General features: G+C 68.5%; 14 protein-coding genes. 3 read left to right on the top strand and 11 right to left on the bottom strand.

Annotated elements, in window-relative coordinates; genetic code table 11:
* Positions 1-33 precede the first annotated feature (33 nt).
* Together ACHMWQ_RS21120 and ACHMWQ_RS21115 are read right to left on the bottom strand one after the other, a co-directional pair.
* Positions 34-519 carry an urease subunit beta gene (locus ACHMWQ_RS21120; RefSeq protein WP_354550740.1) on the bottom strand — a complete coding sequence of 162 codons (486 nt, stop codon included), beginning with the start codon at positions 517-519 and terminating at the stop codon, positions 34-36.
* A gap of 37 nt (positions 520-556) precedes the next feature.
* Positions 557-859 carry an urease subunit gamma gene (locus tag ACHMWQ_RS21115; protein ID WP_266329803.1) on the bottom strand — a complete coding sequence of 101 codons (303 nt, stop codon included), beginning with the start codon at positions 857-859 and terminating at the stop codon, positions 557-559.
* 843 nt (positions 860-1,702) lie between these two features.
* On the opposite strand from ACHMWQ_RS21115, the gene aspT reads away from it, so the two are divergent.
* Positions 1,703-3,394, top strand: coding sequence for an aspartate-alanine antiporter (gene aspT / locus ACHMWQ_RS21110; RefSeq protein ID WP_396308967.1), 1,692 nt, complete (start codon positions 1,703-1,705; stop codon positions 3,392-3,394).
* Positions 3,395-3,660: 266 nt separating this feature from the next.
* On the opposite strand, the gene ACHMWQ_RS21105 is transcribed toward aspT, so the two are convergent.
* The 5 genes from ACHMWQ_RS21105 to ACHMWQ_RS21085 form a co-directional block, all read right to left on the bottom strand.
* Positions 3,661-5,217 carry a TolC family protein gene (locus ACHMWQ_RS21105; protein ID WP_396308966.1) on the bottom strand — a complete coding sequence of 519 codons (1,557 nt, stop codon included), beginning with the start codon at positions 5,215-5,217 and terminating at the stop codon, positions 3,661-3,663.
* Positions 5,214-7,088: an FUSC family protein gene (locus ACHMWQ_RS21100; RefSeq protein ID WP_396308965.1), complete on the bottom strand. Its 1,875-nt coding sequence runs from the start codon at positions 7,086-7,088 to the stop codon at positions 5,214-5,216. The genes ACHMWQ_RS21105 and ACHMWQ_RS21100 overlap by 4 nt, the downstream gene beginning before the upstream one ends.
* A 4-nt stretch (positions 7,089-7,092) precedes the next feature.
* Positions 7,093-8,136, bottom strand: a complete 1,044-nt coding sequence (gene mdtN, locus ACHMWQ_RS21095; protein ID WP_396308964.1) for a multidrug transporter subunit MdtN — start codon at positions 8,134-8,136, stop codon at positions 7,093-7,095.
* A gap of 2 nt (positions 8,137-8,138) precedes the next feature.
* Positions 8,139-8,387, bottom strand: coding sequence for a YtcA family lipoprotein (locus tag ACHMWQ_RS21090; RefSeq protein ID WP_354550730.1), 249 nt, complete (start codon positions 8,385-8,387; stop codon positions 8,139-8,141).
* A 226-nt stretch (positions 8,388-8,613) separates the two neighbouring features.
* The gene (locus ACHMWQ_RS21085) at positions 8,614-9,510 is read right to left on the bottom strand and encodes a metallophosphoesterase family protein (protein WP_396308963.1); all 897 of its coding nucleotides are present in this window, start codon (positions 9,508-9,510) and stop codon (positions 8,614-8,616) included.
* 184 nt (positions 9,511-9,694) lie between these two features.
* On the opposite strand from ACHMWQ_RS21085, the gene ACHMWQ_RS21080 reads away from it, so the two are divergent.
* Positions 9,695-10,150, top strand: a complete 456-nt coding sequence (locus ACHMWQ_RS21080; protein WP_354550726.1) for an NUDIX domain-containing protein — start codon at positions 9,695-9,697, stop codon at positions 10,148-10,150.
* Positions 10,151-10,359: 209 nt separating this feature from the next.
* On the top strand, positions 10,360-10,860 hold the full coding sequence (locus ACHMWQ_RS21075; RefSeq protein ID WP_354550724.1) for an N-acetyltransferase: 501 nt from the start codon (positions 10,360-10,362) through the stop codon (positions 10,858-10,860).
* 270 nt (positions 10,861-11,130) lie between these two features.
* Here ACHMWQ_RS21075 and ACHMWQ_RS21070 read toward each other — a convergent pair whose 3' ends face one another.
* From ACHMWQ_RS21070 to ACHMWQ_RS21055, 4 genes are read right to left on the bottom strand one after another with little or no spacing between them, the layout of a single operon-like run.
* A complete protein-coding gene (locus ACHMWQ_RS21070; RefSeq protein ID WP_396308962.1) occupies positions 11,131-13,206 on the bottom strand; it encodes a hypothetical protein in 2,076 nt (691 codons plus the stop codon).
* Positions 13,203-16,028, bottom strand: a complete 2,826-nt coding sequence (locus tag ACHMWQ_RS21065; RefSeq protein WP_396308961.1) for a DUF4159 domain-containing protein — start codon at positions 16,026-16,028, stop codon at positions 13,203-13,205. The genes ACHMWQ_RS21070 and ACHMWQ_RS21065 overlap by 4 nt, the downstream gene beginning before the upstream one ends.
* Positions 16,025-16,981 carry a DUF58 domain-containing protein gene (locus ACHMWQ_RS21060; RefSeq protein WP_396308960.1) on the bottom strand — a complete coding sequence of 319 codons (957 nt, stop codon included), beginning with the start codon at positions 16,979-16,981 and terminating at the stop codon, positions 16,025-16,027. The genes ACHMWQ_RS21065 and ACHMWQ_RS21060 overlap by 4 nt, the downstream gene beginning before the upstream one ends.
* Positions 16,947-17,963 (bottom strand): MoxR family ATPase, encoded by a 1,017-nt coding sequence (locus ACHMWQ_RS21055; RefSeq protein WP_354550717.1) that lies wholly within the window; start codon positions 17,961-17,963, stop codon positions 16,947-16,949. The genes ACHMWQ_RS21060 and ACHMWQ_RS21055 overlap by 35 nt, the downstream gene beginning before the upstream one ends.
* Positions 17,964-18,063: the final 100 nt, after the last annotated feature.

Genomic DNA, 18,063 nt, shown 5'->3' with positions numbered 1-18,063 from the left:
TACCTTTGGAAACTGGATGGGAAGGACGAGGGATCACTTCGCGGGCTTGGTCTTCTGCGCCCGTGACTTGAAGCCGAGTTCCTCGGCCTTCGCGATCGAATGCTTCTTGTTGGGCCTGTAGTCGGGCGTCGGGCCGTCGCCGGTCCAGCCGTCCACCAGGTTATTGAATCCGTAGACGAACTGCTTGCCGCCATAGGGGACCAGCGTCACGTCCTTTTCGTCACCCGGCTCGAAGCGGACGGCGGTGTTCGCGGGGATGTCGAGGCGCTGGCCGAAGGCGGCGGCGCGGTCGAATTCGAGATAGCGGTTTACCTCGAAGAAATGGAAATGCGAGCCGATCTGCACCGGGCGGTCGCCGGTGTTGCGCACGGTCACCGTGGTCCGCGGGCGACCCGGATTGAGCTCGATGAAGCCGGGAGCGACGACATAGCCCCCCGGTGCCGTCGGAGCCGGTTTGGTCGCAGCTGCGTCCGCAGGCTTCGATGCGCTGGCGGGCGCGGGTGTCGATTTATTGGCCAAGGCAACCTCCTGAAGCGTTTAGTCGGCCCGGAGCCGGTCAGACGATTGGGCTGTGCAAGCTGACGAGGCGGCTGCCGTCGGTAAACACGGCTTCCACCTGGATCATGCCGAGCATGGCGGGGACTTCGTCCATCACGTCATTGACCGTGAGGACATGACGGGCGCCATCCATGACTTCTTCCACCGACTTGCCTTCGCGCGCGCCTTCCAGCACGTACTGGCAGAGTACGGCCACCGTCTCGGGATGGTTAAGCTTCAGGCCCTTGGCCTTACGCTTGAGCGCGACATCCGCCATCGTGTGGATGATAAGTTTGTCAAACTCCCGCGGTGTCAAATGCATCGTCGTCTCCGAACTTGTTGAAGCTGATCTACACTGGCTGACATCGATCTATGCCTTGGCATATCGCTCCAGCTTTGTGAAAGTCGATGGCGGCCGAACGGTTTTTTTGGGAGATTGTCCAGGAGACCTGCCGCGCGGCTATCGAATCCTGGCCGCCGCGTGGTCTTTTCTGCGCTCCCCATTTCGCCGAAAAGGGCGATTCGCCAAGCGCATCTCCCGAGTATCCGACGGCGCAGGCGATCCCCTTGCTAAGCCCTCCGCCGCATCGCCTGCATCGAAGCTATATGAGGGCAGGTCACACGACAAGACTATGTCGTAGAACTGCCGTTTTGGGACTATAGGCGCTGCTCCGCCGACAGCTCAACAGATTGGTCGATCGGTTGCCAACCGGAAGTTGCCATGATATTGTGCATGTTGGTTCAAAATCCGAAGTATAAATAATTTGGAAGGTAAAACTTTCGAATATTGGATTGCCGGAAGCCCTGCTTTGCGCTTGCTGGAAATGATATCGGCCGCTGTTGCTGTGATATTTAATCGGCCCGGCAAGCGCGAGTTGCAGGCCCGGATGTGAACCGTCGCCAGCGTTCTTGCCCCCAGGATGACCTCTTGCTGGTCCGCGCCGAGAGTCTGGCGCGAATTCCATCACCGTCTTCCCGATTCCATGGTCCTGTGATGATCTGGTAGCCTTCGAGACGTGGCGGTCGGAAGATGATCGCCTGTCGTTGTCGCGCTGCCTCCGGCGCTGTCTTGCGCGAGACGCGGTCGTCCGGGACGATCGCCACCCCATCAAACCCGCGGGCCAGCCTTCCCTTTCCCGCGGCCGAAGAGCCGAGATTGAAAGACATGTGGAAATGGTTGGTCGACACGCTGCGGACGAACCCCGAGATCGCCGTGTTCCTGTGTCTCTCCATCGGCGCCTATATCGGCAAGCTGTCCTTCAAGGGCGTGGGCCTCGGCGCGGTGACGGGAACGCTGCTGACCGCGCTCGTCGTCGGACAGCTCGGTATTACGGTCTCGAACGACGTGCGGGCCATCTTTTTCCTGCTGTTCCTGTTCGCCATCGGCTATGGCGTCGGCCCCCAGTTCGTACAGGGCATCGCCAAGAACGGCCTGCCGCAGGCGCTGTTCTCGATCCTCATCTGCGCGCTGTGCCTGGGCACGGCCTGGGTGGCGGGCCGCATCGCCGGCTATGACATCGGCTCGACCGCAGGATTGTTTGCCGGCGCATCGACCATCTCGTCGGCGCTGGCGCTTTCGGTCGACGCGATCGAACAGCTAGGCCTCGCCGCCGGCGAGACCACCCGGCTGGTCAATGCGGTGCCGACGGCCTTCGCCATGACCTACATTTTCGGCACCATCGGCGCGACCATGATCATCTGCGTCGTCGGGCCCAAGCTGCTCGGTATCGACCTGGTGGCGGCCTGCCGGGCCTATGAGCGGAAGATGGGCGGCCATGGCCAGTCCGGCGACGGCCTGCGTGCCTGGCACCTGCACATCGTGCGCGCCTACCGCATCGGCGATGGCTCCGACTGGATCGGCAAGAGCGCGTCCGAGATCGAGGCCGGGCACGGCCTGGCGCAATTGTTCATCGAGCGGATCCGGCGCGATACGCAGATCGTCGATGCCACGGCGGACATGACGCTGCGGGTCGGCGACGTGGTGGCGGTCGCCGGCAATCGCGCGGTCATGATGCAGCTCACCAGTCCCACGCTGGTCGAGGTCGAGGACGCCGAGCTGCTCAATGTGCCCGTCGAGGGTACGGAAATGCTGATCACCAATCGCAAGGTGAACGGCAAAACGCTCGCGGAGCTCGCCGAACTGCCCAGCACGCGGGGCATCTTCCTGCGCCGCATTCGTCGCGGCGCCACGGGAATCGATATTCCGGTGCTGCCGGCGACCACGCTTCATCGGGGCGACGTCGTCACCGTGGTCGGCCGGCCGCAGGATATCTCGCGGGTGCTGGCCGCCTTCGGGCGCGCCGACCGCGCCACGGAGGAGACGGACATTGCGCTGGTCGCGGCGGCGATCGTCATCGGCGCCATCCTCGGCTCCATCGTGCTGCGGATGGGCTCGGTGCCGGTCACGCTATCGTCCTCCGGCGGCGTCCTGCTGGCCGGCATCGCGCTCGGCTGGCTGCGTTCGGTCCATCCGACCTTCGGCCGGGTGCCGCCGGCGGCCAACTGGCTGATGAATGCGCTGGGCCTCAACATGTTCATCGCCGTCGTCGGCCTGTCCTCCGGCCCCAGCTTCGTCGCCGGCGTGCAGGAGCTGGGCTTCAGCCTGTTCCTCTGGGGCATGGTGGTGACGAGCGTGCCGCTGATCCTGGCCCTCTATATCGGCCGGTATGTCTTCCGCTTCGACGACGCGATCCTGCTCGGCTGCGTCGCCGGGGCGCGCGCCTCGACCGCGTCCCTCGGCATGCTGACGGCCCGCGCCAAGAGCCAGACGCCGGCCCTCGGCTTCACGGTCAGTTGCGCCGTGTCGAACACGCTTCTGACCATCGGCGGCATCCTGATCGTGCTGCTGGCGCGGTAGGTCTCCCTCCGTCGTCATCCCGGCGGAGGCCGGGATCCATACCCGGTGGCCGGGGAGATGAGCCACGGTCTTGTCAGCCGGTGTTTATGGGCCCCGGCCTTCGCCGGGGCGACGCGTTCCGGTCCGGTCCAATGGCTTCGCGCGCGGGAGAGGGGGCTCGACTGTGTCCTGTCCACGCTTCGCTCACCGTCGATGACGATGCCGGCCAAAACCCTCGCCCGCTTGCGGGAGAGGGCAGGGTGAGGGTCTGGCATCCTGCGCCGCGTCTACCGGTAGGACAGCGTCTCGGCGGCGCGCGGCGACGTCATGGCGCCCAGTACGAAGGCCAGATTGGCGGCGGCGACCAGCGAGGCGGCGTGCGCCTCGGCCCGCGCCTGGCGGGCGTCGAGCAGGCCGCTATCGGCGACGGTGGCGGCCGTTACCGTGCCGAGCCCGTTGCGATAGGCGTCGAGCGCCGCGTCATAGGTGATGGCGGCCGCGTCGGTCAGCTTGCTGGCCGCGCGATAGGACGCCAGCGCCGAGCGCAGCGTGTTGGACGCCACCACCATTTCGCGGACGGCCTCTTCCTGCGTCTTGGCGAAGGTGGCGCGCGCCACGGCGGCGCGTGATTCAGCCGCCTTCAGATTGGCGGCGCGCAGGCCGCCGTCATAGATCGGCATGGTGGCGCCCACGAGCACGCCGGCGCCGGAGCCCTGCTGGCCGATGGTAGGCAGGCCGGCGGTGTTGAAACCGCTGGTGCCCTGGCCGGCGACGCCGGAGAGGAACACCTTGGGCAGGAAATCGGCATTGGCGACGTTTATGCCCGCCTCGCCGGCCTTCATGTTGGCATAGCTCGCCAGCACGTCCGGCCGGCGCGCCAGCGCCTCGCGGACCATCTCGTCGGTTGAGACGTCGGACGGGGCCGGCAGGCGGCGACGGCCGGAATTGGCGATCTTGATGTCGAGGGTCGGCGACACGCTCATCGCGGCGAGCAGCGCCTGGTAGGCGTCGCGCTGCTGGCCCGACGCCACCACTTGGCGCAATTCGGACTGCGCCACCTGCTGGCGCGCCTGCGCGACCTCGACCGTGGTGCCGAGGCCTTTCTTCTCGCGCGCCACGGCGGCGTCGAGAATGGCGCGGCTGTTGCTCAGCGACTGGCCGGCGACTTCGGTGCGCGTCTGCGCCGCGCCATATTGGTAATAGGTGCGGGTGACGTTGAAGATCAGCAGCTGGTGCGCGCCGTTGAAGGTGACGTTCGCCGCTTCCAGCACGTGCTTGGCAACGTCGGTGGCGGCCTTGCGCTGGCCGAAGTCGAACACCAGCCATTGCAGCGCCACCGCCGCGGTCGCGCCGCTGACATTGGTCTGGATATCCTTGCGCTCACCCAGCACGTCGATCGGCGTGGTGATCTGCTGGCTGCCGCCGATGACATTGGCCGAGATGGTCGGCAGGAAGGTCGATTCGGCGATGCCGACGGCCAGCGCCGCCTGGCGCGCCTGTTCCCAGGCGACGCGCGTGGTCGGGTTGTGGCGGGCGGCGAGGTCGATCAGGTCGGGCAGCTGGTACACCTTGCCGGGGCGCACTTCCGGCGCCGCGGGCAGGGCGGTCAGCTCTGGATTGCCGCGCACGCCGAAATCGCGCGAGGTCGACGGCGCGGAAGGGGGCTGCGGCAGCAGGCTGACGGTCGTCTTGCGGCCCCGCTGATAGGGCTCGTCCGGTGAGGCGGGCGCCAGTTGCTCGGCATATTGCGCGCAGCCCGCCAGCAAGGCCAGCAGGCTGGTGGTGAGGGCGAAGCCGACGCCTGCGCGGGCGCGTCGACGCGGTCGGGAGGGGATCGCCATCATGCCTCGGTCACCAGTGCCGTCTCGATTCGGGAAATGCGTTCCGCAGCCGTAGCACGAGGGGCGGCGGGGGCGTCCAGGGTTTGTTGGCTGGCCGACCCGTCCGGCGGCGTCGCCGTGGCGACCGCCTTCGACAGCCGCGCCAGCCGCGCCGCCTCGTCCGGGTCGGGCGCGGGCGCCAGCAGCAGGCTCGCCGGCAGGTGCTCCGCCTCGGCGATCATGGTCTGGAAGCGGCGGATGTCGGCGGGGCTCGGGCGCAGCGACGCGGGCTCGTAATGCGCCATGGCGAGCTGGTCGGCGGCCTGCCGCAGGTCGACAGTGGCCGCCGCCGCCTGGTCGACGAGGGTGCGGCGGTTGTCGCGCGGCAATGCGGCCAGGCGCGACAGGGCGGCGAGCGCATTGGAGAGCCCGCTGCGCACGCCCGTGACCACGCCGACCGGCCAGATCCGCGTGAAGATCAGGTAGACGAGCACGTTGCCGAGGAGGATGCCGACGATGCGGTCGCGTGCGGAATCCATGTCGAGGCTCGGCTCGAAGCCCTGCAGCACGGTGAGCAGGAAGGCGAGGCCGATCTGCACGCCGCCATAGGAGATCCGCTCGCTGCCCGAGGACACCCAGGCGGCCGGCAGCATCGCCACGAAGACGAGCCCCATCAGCCCGCCGACGCTGGTCAGGCTGGGGATGACGAACAGGATTGCGGCCATGCCCATGGCGGCGCCGATCAGGCAGCCGACGATGCGCAGGGTGAGCTTGTGCACCGTCTCGCCGGTGGTGCCGAGCGAGGCGACGAAGCAGGTGATCATGGCGGTATGGATGCCCTGCCAGTCGATGCCGGCATAGACGATGTAGGCGATCATCGCGGCCAGCGTGGTCTTCAGCGCAAAGCGCTGGTGCGCCGGATTGCTGAGCGCGTCGGCGGCGAAGAAAGGTTCCTGCGCCATGGCCGGCCAGGCAGGCTCGGGATCGGCCATGTCGCGCAGCATGGCCCAGGCCTCGCGCAGCGCCGGATCGCCGGATGGCAGAGGCGTGTCGGGCGCGGGAATCGCGGCTTCGGCCTTGAGCGCCGCGGCGACACGCTCGCACTGCGCGGCGAGCTGGCCGCGTTCCTCGTCCGTCACCGTATCCGGCATCGCGGAGACCGCCAGCAGCAGCGCGTAGCTCTGCTCGATCGCCTGCGCCAGCATGTTGGTGACCCGGCTCGGCACGTAATGCAGGATGCGGGTCAGCAGGGCGCGCTGGTCGTGCTCGGCATTGCCTTCGCGCAGCAGTTCTTGCACCCGCGCCAGGCTTTCGGCGTCGTTGCGGCGAAGATGCTCGCCCGCCGCCTCGATCCGCTCGCGCACCGTGGTCCGCAACAGGGTGGAGGGTTTCCAGCCCAGCACCAGGTTGAAGCAGAGCATCAGCGCCATCGGCATGGTCACCATCTGCCAGGCATAGAGCAGGCCGCGCGTCACGACCTCGCCGAGCGGCGCGGCGCTGACCAGCGTCAGCGCGAAGGTGATCACCAGCGCCATGTCGGAGCCGAGCGGCCCGAGCTTGCTGACCGAGCCGAGATAGACGAAGGCGAAGGAGGCGAGCGCCATCACCGCCAGCCGCAGGAACGGCACCTCGATCGTCCAGCGCGTCAGCAGGAAGACGAGCGCGACGAACACCGTGACCAGGATGGTGGCGCCGATCGCCAGCACAATGTTGGTCGAGGCATCCTGCTTCATCAGGTAGACGATCAGGTAGCAGCCGATCGCCGGCTCCGGGATCTTGTAGATCATGGCGACGGCGGCCACGAGCGCGCAGAGCAGCGCGACGCGCCAGGTCATGCCGAACCGGCCCTCGAAGGGCTTCAGGTCGGCGACAAGCTGGTGCATCCGGAGCGACATGGCCTCAGCAGCGGTCTTCGCTATGGATGGTGGCGATCGCCGAGGCGCCGACGCGCATCAGCTCCTGCGGCGGATTGTCGAGCAGGATGCGGACCGGGAAGCGCTGCGAGATGCGCACCCAGTTCAGCGTTTTCGGCACATAGGGCAGGCTGCGCGGAAACAGCAGCACTTCCTCCGAGCTGACGCCCCAGCCGATACCGACGACCCGGCCGCGCAGCGGCACCGAGCGGCTGGCTAGGACAAAGGCGGTGGCGCAGGCGCCGTCCTGCAGCTGCCGCAGCTCCGTCTCGCGGAAGGCGGCGGTGACGAACCATTGTTCCGTGTCGATCAGGGTGAAGACCGACTGGCCGGTGATGACGAACTGGCCCGTCGACACGGCGAGGCCGGCGACGAGACCGTCATGCGGCGCGCGCACCTGCGTGTCGGCGAGGTTCCGCTCAGCCAGCGCCAGCGCGGCGCGGCGGGCGGAAACCAGCGCCTCGGCGCCGTCCAGCGTGCTGACCAGCGCATCCGCCGCCTCGCGCTGCGCCAGCGCCTGGTTCAGGCTGATCGTGGCGTCGCGCTTGGCGGTCGCCGCGTCATCGACCTGCTGGGCGGTGACGTAGCCCTTGGGGCGGAGCGCGGTCAGGCGCTGCAGCGTCTGGGTCGCGAGGTCGAGATTGACGCGGGCACGGGAGATTTGCTCGCTCGCCACGGCGGCGTTGGAGGTCTCGGCGCGGATCGTGCGCTGCTGCGCGGCCAGCGCCGCCTCGGCGATCAGCAGGTCCGCCTTGGTCTGTTCGACGGCGAGGCGGTAGGGCACCGGATCGATCGCGAACAGCAGGTCGCCCCGCTTCACCCGGCCGTCGTTCTTGACCGCGATCTCGATGATTCGGCCCGGCACGGTCGAGGAGATGTTGACCAGATTGGCCTGGACGACGGCGTCGTCTGAGCTCGGGTTCAACTCGCTCTGGCGTAGATACTTCCAGCCGAGCACGCCGGCGCCCGCGATGATGACGAGGGCCACGACGCCGCCGAGCGCCTTGCCGAGGAAACCGGGCTTGCTCATTGTCAGCGTCCGAAAAAGGCGAGGGAAGCGGCGAAGGAAATCCCGGCCGCGAGGCAGACATAGACCAAGAGCCGCAGCGGCAGCCGGTCGTCCAGCCCGATCAGCACAAAGGCGACGCGGATCGCCACCGCGCCGAGAATGCCGATGGTTGCGCAGGCGAGCCAGGCCGGGAAATAGGCGCCGAAAAGCGGAATGGCCGGCGCTCGGGTATCCGAGCAGCCAGCCAGGGCGATCGCGGCAAGCGGTGCCAAGCGAGCGCAGGACATTGATTTCATGAGACGCCAGCCCCCAATTCCGAGCGCGGCGGCTCGTCATCCTTCTATGAAAGGATTACCGTTAGCGCCCGCCGGCTGCAACCAGCGGGTGCTCAGTGTTCATCGGCCGCGTGTTCTTTTAAGATGCCGAATCCGGCCATCGGATACGGGATCGCGTCGCGAGGAATTGTCCGGCCCCGGATGCTCGCCGCCCGCCGACAGGCTAGACGATGTCGCGCTCGCGGATGACTTCGATCCCGGAGCCCGGCGCGCCATAGCCGCGCTCGACCAGCGAACAGCGCCAGTTGCCGGGCTCGCCCTCGATGCCAAACAGGTTATAGCGGCCGGCGGGCTTGTGCCCGCCCGGCGCATTGGCTGCCGACGGCACGCCGATCACCGGCACGGGTCCGTGCGGCCCTTCGAGCGTCTCGAAGCTGTCGATGTGGGTGTGGCCATGCAGGATCAGCTCGGCGCCGACTTCCTTGATGATAGCGCGGATCCGGCCAGCGCCGACCAGACGCTTGTGCCAGTTCGTCGCGTTCCTGAAGGGCGGATGGTGAATGAGCACGACACGGAAGAAGCCGTCCTCGCGGGCGCGGATCAGCCGCTCGCGCAAGGCCGGCAGGCACTGCGCGTCGACATGGCCCGTGGCCATGAACGGGCCGGAGGCGCGGGCGCTGGAAACGCCGATGATGGCGACCGGGCCGCGGCGGCGCAGATAGGGAAAGGTGACGCGGCCGAAGGAAAGCCCCTCGTCGCCCGTCGCATAGGGCGCCCACAGCGCCAGCGCCTTGGCGAGTGCGCCCGGCACATAGGCATCGTGATTGCCGGGCACGAACGAGACGTCGTGCGGCAGGCCCACCGCCTTCAACCATTCGCCGGCGGCGACGATCTCGGCCGGCAGCGCGATGTTGACCAGATCGCCCGTGACGGCGATGTGATCGGGCTTCCTCGCCAGCATGTCCTCGACCAGGCCAGCCAGCACCTGGCCGCCCAGCGAACGAACGCGGTTGCGCTGCCAGTTGACGTAGCCGATCACCCGCTTGGAGGCGAGTTCCATCGTGCGCGGGCGGGGCAGGGGGCCGATATGCGGATCGGAGATGTGGGCGAGAACGAACATCCTCTGGACTTAACGAAGCGCGGCCCCAGCGTCCAGTTACGATCCGCCGCAGGGTGCCCCTCGCGTCGCAGGAAGGCGGACGGGGCGAAGTGGCAACATGGCGCGTTCAGGCAGACAGGCGGCCCATGGCCTGCCATGTTTGGCGTCTATCGTCCGTTGCCCGCCAATCTGAATCGAAATCCGCATGTATTCCGCTCTTGCCCGCCTCGGAACCCTCGTCGCGCCCGTGCTGCGCGGCATGACGCTCGGCGTGCGCGGCGCCTGTTTCGATGCCGAGGGCCGCATCTTCCTCGTCCGCCACAGCTACATGCCGGGCTGGTACCTTCCCGGCGGCGGCGTGGAACGCGGCGAGACCGTGCAGGACGCGCTGCTGCGGGAGCTGCGCGAGGAAGGCGGCATCGAGGTGGACGACATGCCGGCGCTGTTCGCGATCTACGTCAATCCGAAGCGGCGGCGCGACCACGTGCTGGTCTTCGTCTCGCGCAGCATCCGCCGGCCCAGCCCGCCCGATTATCCCAATCGCGAAATCGCCGAGGCGGGCTTCTTCGATCTCCAGGCCCTGCCGGAGGCGACGACGCCGGCAACGCGCCGCCGGCTGGCCGAGATCTCAGAGGGCGCGCCGATCGCGCCGCATTGGTGATTGCCGAGGCCCCCGACCCATGTTATTGCGCCTTGGACCTCGATCCGGAACCCTGAATGACTCCGAGCCTTATCCTGCTGCGACGACGAACCGACGGCCGTGACCTCCTGTCACGCGACGCCGTTCGTTCGCCTGTCCCCGGGATCCGCCATACCTGATCGGTGGCCTCCGTCGGACCGCGCCATGCCATTCCGACGAGAAACAATTCCATGAAGATCGATTCCTTCACCGTCCAGGCCGAGCAGCCTGCCGACGATGCCGCCATCGAAGCGCTGCACGAGATCTCGTTCGGCCCCGGCCGGTTTGCGCGGGCTGCGTCGCTGCTGCGCGAGGGCGTCCCGCACGATCCCGAGCTTTCCTTCGTCGCAAGATCGGGCGAGCGCCTGATCGGCTCGGTGCGGCTGACGCCGATCCGGATCGGCGGCAAGCCCGCCATCCTGCTCGGGCCGCTGGTCGTCGTGCCGGAGTGGAAGGGCCGGGGCGCCGGCAAGTCGCTGATGCGCACCTCGATCGCGGCGGCGAAGGAAGCCGGCCATGCCGTGATCCTGCTGGTCGGCGACGAGCCCTATTACGGCCCGTTCGGCTTCATCCGGCTGAAGCCCTACCAGATCACCCTTCCGGCCCCGGCCGACCCGGCCCGCGTCCTCGTCTGCCCGCTCACCGACGACGCCCTGGAAGACCTCGGCGGCGCCGCGGAACGCGCGGCTTAGAGCTGCGGCGAGGCCGTAAGCCGCTCGCTGAGCGCCCGGGGCTTCAGGCCAGCTTTGTCTTTCCCCCCGGCCATCATCCTGAGGTGCTTCGCGTGAGCGAAGCCTCGAAGGAGGGTCCAGCGGACCGCCGAAATCTCCCCCTGCGAGCGCCGGTTCCTACGAGGCCAGAGGGAATCCTGAGCGCTCTGGAACCTCCTTCGAGGCCCGGCTGAGCCGGGCACCTCAGGATGATGATTGGGCGGTTTGCAAAAAAAGCGGGACCGCGCCGCCCTACCGCCCCTCGCGATACCAGGTCGCCGCCATGACGCCGAGCAGCGCGGCGAGGCCCAGGAAGCCGGAGAAGAGCGGCCAGCGGTCGACGCCCTTCAACACCGAGGCCTCCGTCATCCGCACGCCCATCCAGTCGCGGCCCGACATGGAGCGGCCGGGGCGCATCGGCACGATGCGCGGCAGGTCGGCCTTGCCGTCCGTGACCATGCGGGCGATGTGCCCGCCGGTCGCGTCGACCACGGGCTGCAGCTTGTCGAAGGTCGATAGCACGTCGGTGAATTCGCGCGGATTGGCGGGGCCGACATGCGCGAAGGCGCGATATTCGCCGTCCTCGACCCGCCAGAGGCCGATTTCGTCGGCCACCATCTCGGCATGGAAGCGGCCGGGCGCCTGCGGGGCGAGGGTCAGCGTGCGGCGTGCGCCGGACGGGGCGATGACCGTGACCGGGCCGATCGTCTCCTGCATGGTCTGGCGGTCGACGAGGAGCGTCGCGCCGCGCGCCGTTGCCCGCAGCGCCTCTTCCTCGAGGTCCGGCTCCTTCATCAGCCAGTGCGCCAGCCGGCGCAGCAGGTCGACATGCGGGCCGCCGCCCTCGAAGCCGCGCGCCCAGAGCCAGACTTGGTCGGAGAGCATCAGCGCGACGCGGCCCTTGCCCTCGCGGTCGAGCACCAGCAGCGGATCGTCGTCGGCGCCCTTCATGATGGTCTCGCCGCCCGGCTTGTCGACCTCGACCTGCCGGAACCAGCGGCTCCAGCGCGGCGGCTCGGCATCGGCGCCTTCGAGGCCGCGCGTCACGGGATGGCGTTGGCCGAGATCGGTCACGCGCGGGGTGAAGGGCTTTTCGATGACGCGGCCGGTGGGGGCCGCCGGCAGCACATCCGCCAGAGGCGTGCTCCAGAGGCTGTCATCCGAGGCGTAGTCCGGCCCGGAGGCGACCAGCAGCGCGCCGCCCTCGCGGACATAGCGGGCGATGTTGTCGAAATAGATGGTCGGCAGCACGCCGCGCTGGGCGTAGCGGTCGAAGATGATCAGGTCGAATTGGTCGATCTTGACCGAGAACAGCTCGCGAGTCGGGAAGGCGATCAGCGAAAGCTCGTTGATCGGCGTGCCGTCCTGCTTTTCCGGTGGGCGAAGGATGGTGAAATGGACGAGATCGACCGAGGCGTCCGATTTGAGCAAATTGCGCCAGATCCGCTCGCCGGCATGCGGCTCGCCGGAGACCAGAAGCACGCGCAGATTCTCGCGGATGCCGTCGATGACGGCGGCGGCGCGGTTGTTGACGGGGGTGAGTTCGCCGTCGAGCGGGGCGGCCTCGAATTCGTAGATGTTCTGTCCGGCATGGGCGATCCGGATCGGAAAGCGGTTCAGCGCGCCCGGCGTCACGGTTTCCGTGGCGAGCGGCTCGCCGTCCAGGCTGATGGTGACGCGGACCGGCTCATTGGAAGGCGCGCCCTGGTCGATCACGCTGTATTCGATCGTCTGGTTCTCGCCGACGATGGAAAAGCGCGGCGCCGAGCGGATCACCATCTGGCGGTCGCGCTCGTCGTCATGACCGGAGACCAGCGCATGCAGCGGCGCGCCGCCAAAGGGCGAGGTCGGCGGCATCGGCACGTCATGCACCTCGCCATCGGTCAGCATCACGACGGCGCCGAGCCGTTCCGGCGCGACATCGGCGAGAGCCGCCTGCACGGCGGTGAACAGTTCCGTGCCGTCGACCGGCGCGCCGCCGGTCTTGCCGCCGGCCTCGACGACGCGCAGGTCGATGCTGCGCAATTCGCCGAAACGCTTTTCCAGCGCGGCGCGGGCGTCGGCCGTCATGCTGGCGCGGCCATCGAGATCCTGGCTGGCGCTCTTGTCGACGACGAGCGCCACGACGGTCGGCAGAGGTTGCCGGTCCTCGGCGAGCAGCACCGGCCCGGAAAGGGCGGCGATCAGCGCCACCAGCGCCAGCAGGCGCAGCCAGCCGCCGCGCAGCCGGCGCAGCAGCAGCGGCGCCACCGCGAGCAGGCCGAGCACGGCCACCGCCACCAGCCAGGTCAGCGGGATGAGCGGCGCGAAGGTCAGGGACCAATTCACTGGCCTAGCCTCTCCAGAAGCGCCGGCACATGGACCTGGTCGGCCTTGTAGTTGCCGGTCAGGGTGTACATGACGATGTTGATGCCGGTGCGATAGGCGAGTTCGCGCTGGCGCGGGTCCGGCGGCACGGTCGGCACGAGGTAGCGGCCGTCGGGATCGGTCGCCCAGGCGGCGGCCATGTCGTTCTCGGTGATCAGGATCGACGAGACGCCATCGCCCGGCCGGGCCGGACGCTGCGCGGCGGTGGCGTCGTCCTCCGGCGGGGAAGCCTCGACCCAAAGCTGGCCGCCGCTATAGCGGCCGGGAAAGTCCTCGAGCAGGTAGAAGGCCTTGGTGAGCACGTGGTTGCCGGGCACCGGCTCGAGCGGCGGGATGTCGAGGCCGGAGAGCATGGCGCGCAGCCGTTCGGCCGCCGGCGTGCCGCCGAAGCCGGTCGAGCCGGGCGCCCGTTCCAACTCGTCGCGGGTGTCGAACAGGATCGAGCCGCCCTGTTTCATATAAGCGTCGATCTTGGCCAGCGTTTGCGAGGAGGGCATGGGCGACGACGGATCGATCGGCCAGTAGAGCAGCGGGAAAAAGCTCAGTTCGTCCTTCTCGATATCGACGCCGAGCGGATTGTCCGGCTCCATCGCCGTGCGGGCACTGAGCGCGCGCGACAGGCCCGCCAGGCCGGCCTCGCTCATGTCGTCGATCTCGCTGTTGCCGGTCCGGACATAGGCGAGCCGCGACTTGTTTACGGCGTCCATGGCGAACTGGTCGCTCGCCGCATCGGCATGGGCCGGCGGGGGCGCCAAACCATGCATCAGGGTTAACAGGACGATAACAGACGCGGTCGCGTGACGGCGCATCCGGAGGCCCCCGTTCAGCCAGAGCACGGCGAGCGCGTCGGCGATCAGACAGACCAGCGCGGCGAGCAGCAGCCAGGGCGAAAGGTCGATCGGCGCCGTGGTCGGATAGGGCCGGAGCTCGGCCCGGCTCATCGCGCTGACGTCGAAAGGCGGCAAGGTGGCGTCGGGTGCCAGCACGTTGATGGCGCGGAAGCCGTCCTCGCTGCCATAGAGGCCCGGCGGATGTTCGGCGCTGGGGTCGACCGGCGCGCCGGAGGCCGGCAGCGGCCGCGCCATCGGATCGCTGGATACGAAATGGCCGAAGCCATCCAGCAGCCGGTAGGGCGGCAGCGTCGCGCCAGCCGCGCCCTCGACCGTCTTGGCGGCGCTGTCCTGCATCAGCGGCACCGAGGCAAAGGCCGAAATCCGGCGCAGCATCTCCACGAAAGTACCGGAAAGCGGCAGGTTCGACCAGCTGGCGTCGGCGGTGACATGGAACAGCACCAGCCAGCCCTTGCCGAGCGGCGCGGCGGTGACCAGCGGCGTGCCATCGGCGAGGGCTGCCCAGGTTCGGGCCGGCAGATTGGCGTCCGGCTCGGCCAAAACCTGGCGCCGAACCTCGATATCCGGCGCGATCGCGAGACCGGCGAACGGGCTGGCGGCGGCGAAGGAGGCGAGTGGCTGCGGCGACGACCAGGAGAGGCTGCCGCCGAGCACGCGGCCACCTTCTCGAAGCCGCACGGGGATCAGCGTGTCGGTATCGGCGCTCGCCGCCGCCAGGCGCGGCCCCGCGAAGCGCAGCAGCGTGCCGCCGGCCTCGACCCAGGTTGCGAGCTTTTCCTCGACGTCAGGCGTCAGCGTGCCGATATCCGCCATGGCGATCACGGCCGCGCCGGCCTCGATCATCTGCGGCACGGCGAGCGCCGCATTGGCATCGCGCGGCTCGATGACGTCGGCAAAGGGCTGAACCGCGCGGGTGATGTAGTAGAGCGGCGAGAGCAGCGGCTGGGCATTGTCGCTCGAGGCGCCGGAGATCAGGCCGATGCGGCGACGCTTGAAGCGGTCGTCCAGAAGCTGCACGGCGCCGGCCGTCTGCTGGCCGGCAATCTCCACCCGGACGATCTCGTTGCGCAATTCGGTCGGCAGGTTGAAGACGGCGTCGGTGCGCAGGTCGCCGGTCTTGAACGCGAACGGCGCTTCGCCGACCGAGCGACCGCGCATGTCGCGGGCGACCAGCGTGCCGCTGGAAGCGGCCGCGCCATCGCTGCGGATCGCGGAAAGCGTCAAGGCGTCGGCGGTGGCGACGGGCGCCGCGAGCCCGAGCAGAGCCTTGCCATCACTGCCATAGACCGTGACCGGTGCCTGAATAGAGCTCTCCAGAAAGCGGCCGAAATCCTCCGCGTCCTGGCCGCCAAGGCCATTCGAAAGCCAGGCGACGCCGCCGAATTCGGTCGCATTCGCCGTCGATCGCAATGCGGCGGCGATGGCCGCCCGGTTGGTCGGATAGGGGCGCGGCACGAGCGCATCAAGGCGTGTGCGGATCGCCGCGCCATCGGTGGGCGCGAATTCCTGGTTGGCAGGCTCCGCCGTGGCGATCAGGCCGACCGGCCGGCCGGCGCTCTCGGCCAGCTGCACGATGCGGCGGGCGGTATCGATCCGGGTTTCCCAATCGCGGGCGGAGGCCCAGTCATTGTCGATGACGACCAGCAGCGGTCCCGAGCCGGGTGCGCTTTCGCCCGTCGGCCGCCAGATCGGCGCGGCGAGCGCCAGGATGACGAGCCCGGCCAGCAACAGCCGTAGTGCCGTCAGCCACCAGGGGCTGCGCGCGGGCTGTTCGTCGCGCCGGGCGATTTCCGCGAGGATTCGTGTCGGCGGGAAACTTTCGAGACGTGGCTTGGGCGGGGTCAGCTTCAGCAGCCACCAGATCGCCGGCAGCAGCACAAGCGCCGCGAGCACCAGCGGTGCGCCGAAGGCGAGGGGGAGGCCGGCGATCATGCCCGATCTCCCTGGGTGGTGCGGGTGGAAAGCCGGGCGTGCAGCGCCAGCAGCGGCTCGGTCGCCGGGCGGTCGGTGCGGTGGGTCAGATAGGTCCAGCCCAGGCGGCGGCAGGTTGCGGCCAGCGTTTCGCGGCGGGCGACGAGGCGATTGCGATAGTCCTCGGCGATCTGCTCGGCGCGGCCGATCGTGTAGAGCGCGCCGCTTTCGGGATCGCGAAACTCAGTGCGGCCGGCATACGGAAAGATCTCTTCGACCGGATCGCGGATCTCGACCAGATGGACGGTGGCGCCATGGCGGGCATATTCGGCCAGGCGCGCCTCGATCTCGTCGAGCGGATCGAGAAAATCGCCGATGACCACCAGATCGGCAAAGCGGCTGAGCCGCATGGCGGAGGGAAGGGCCGGCTGGTCGGTGTTGAAATGGGTCAGCGTTTCCGCCAGGCGCTCGGCCGCATTGCGCGACAGGATCGGGTCGCTGAGGCCGAGCAGGCCGATGCGCTCGCCGGCTGCTGCCAGCAGGTCGCCCAGCGCCAGCAGCAGGAGGACGGCGCGGTCGCGCTTGGAAGCGAGCGCCAGGCGCGAGCGGAAATCCATCGAGCGGGAGAGGTCAGCGGCCAGCCAGACGGTATGCGCCGCCTCCCATTCGCGCTCGCGGATGTAGAAGTGGTCGTCGCGGGCCGAGCGGCGCCAGTCGATGCGGCCGGGGGCCTCGCCGGCCACGAAGGGCCGAAACTGCCAGAAGGTCTCGCCGGGGCCGGCGCGGCGGCGGCCATGCCAGCCGGCCAGAACCGTGGTCGCAACCCGGCGCGCCTCGACCAGCAGGTCCGGCAGGCTCTTGGCCAAGCCCTTGGCCTCAGCCAGATTCGTGCCGACACGGCTGGATGCCTGCACGGAAGCGCGCGCCTCGCTCAAGATGTCACCCGATTCGTGACTTGAGGGTCCCGATGACATCGCGCACCGTGAGCCCGTCGGCCCGGGCCGCGAAGCTCAGGCTCATGCGGTGCTGAAGCACCGGTTCGGCCAGCGCGATCACGTCGTCGACCGATGGCGCATAGCGCCCGTCGATCAGGGCGCGAGCGCGGACGGCGAGCATCAAGGCCTGGCTGGCGCGGGGACCGGGTCCCCAGGCGATGACACCGGCAAGCTTGCTGTCGGCGATTTCGCCCGGCCGCGCCGAGCGAACGAGATTGAGAATCGCCTCGACGACGCTCTCGCCGATCGGCAGGCGGCGCACAAGTTGCTGGATGGCCTTCAGCGACTGGGCGTCCGTCACCTTCTCGGCGACGGCATCGCTGGCGCCGGTGGTCTCGAACAGCATCTTCCGCTCGGCGTCGCGATCGGGATAGAGCACGTCGATCTGCAGCAGGAAGCGGTCGAGCTGCGCTTCGGGCAGGGGATAGGTTCCCTCCTGCTCCAGCGGGTTCTGCGTCGCGAGCACATGGAAAGGGCTCGGCAGGTCGTAGCGCTGGCCGGCGACGGTGACGTGATACTCCTGCATGGCCTGCAGCAGCGCGGACTGCGTGCGCGGGCTGGCGCGGTTGATTTCGTCCGCCATCAGGAGCTGGCCGAAGATCGGTCCCTTCAGGAAGCGGAAGGAGCGGCGGCCGTTCTCGTCCTGGTCCATCACCTCCGAGCCGAGGATGTCGGAGGGCATCAGGTCGGGCGTGAACTGAACGCGGCGTTCCTCGAGGCCCAGCACGATGCCGAGGGTTTCGACCAGCTTGGTCTTGGCAAGGCCGGGCACGCCGACCAGAAGGCCATGGCCGCCGGCCAGCAGCGTTACCAGCACGCGCTCGACAACCGTCTCCTGGCCGTAGATCACCTTGCCGATGGCAGCGCGGGCTGCCTTGATCGAGGCGACGGCCGCGTCGGCTTCGGCGATCGTGCGGCCCGGATTGACGTCGGCGATGGAGGTCTGATTGAACGCGCTCATATCGGCCCATATAGTTTCGGTTACGGTCGCGACGAGACCGAGTGACTCGATCCGCGTACAATCTTCGCACGACCGGCATGGCAGCGTCAGCCTCTGGCTC

The sequence above is a fragment of the Kaistia sp. UC242_56 genome (genome assembly GCF_044452255.1).
GTDB lineage: Bacteria > Pseudomonadota > Alphaproteobacteria > Rhizobiales > Kaistiaceae > Kaistia > Kaistia defluvii_A.
The sequence above is the reverse complement of the archived record's forward strand: the minus strand, read 5'-3'. Positions and strand labels throughout refer to the sequence as shown.

Excerpts from the sequence above, each read along its gene's own strand:
- ACHMWQ_RS21080 (WP_354550726.1), top strand. The coding sequence starts at position 9,695 with ATGTATTCCGCTCTTGCCCGCCTCGGAACCCTCGTCGCGCCCGTGCTG.
- ACHMWQ_RS21100 (WP_396308965.1), bottom strand. The coding sequence starts at position 7,088 with ATGTCGCTCCGGATGCACCAGCTTGTCGCCGACCTGAAGCCCTTCGAG.
- ACHMWQ_RS21055 (WP_354550717.1), bottom strand. The coding sequence starts at position 17,963 with ATGAGCGCGTTCAATCAGACCTCCATCGCCGACGTCAATCCGGGCCGC.
- ACHMWQ_RS21075 (WP_354550724.1), top strand. The coding sequence starts at position 10,360 with ATGAAGATCGATTCCTTCACCGTCCAGGCCGAGCAGCCTGCCGACGAT.
- ACHMWQ_RS21105 (WP_396308966.1), bottom strand. The coding sequence starts at position 5,217 with ATGATGGCGATCCCCTCCCGACCGCGTCGACGCGCCCGCGCAGGCGTC.
- ACHMWQ_RS21115 (WP_266329803.1), bottom strand. The coding sequence starts at position 859 with ATGCATTTGACACCGCGGGAGTTTGACAAACTTATCATCCACACGATG.
- ACHMWQ_RS21085 (WP_396308963.1), bottom strand. The coding sequence starts at position 9,510 with ATGTTCGTTCTCGCCCACATCTCCGATCCGCATATCGGCCCCCTGCCC.
- aspT (WP_396308967.1), top strand. The coding sequence starts at position 1,703 with ATGTGGAAATGGTTGGTCGACACGCTGCGGACGAACCCCGAGATCGCC.
- mdtN (WP_396308964.1), bottom strand. The coding sequence starts at position 8,136 with ATGAGCAAGCCCGGTTTCCTCGGCAAGGCGCTCGGCGGCGTCGTGGCC.
- ACHMWQ_RS21065 (WP_396308961.1), bottom strand. The coding sequence starts at position 16,028 with ATGATCGCCGGCCTCCCCCTCGCCTTCGGCGCACCGCTGGTGCTCGCG.
- ACHMWQ_RS21060 (WP_396308960.1), bottom strand. The coding sequence starts at position 16,981 with ATGTCATCGGGACCCTCAAGTCACGAATCGGGTGACATCTTGAGCGAG.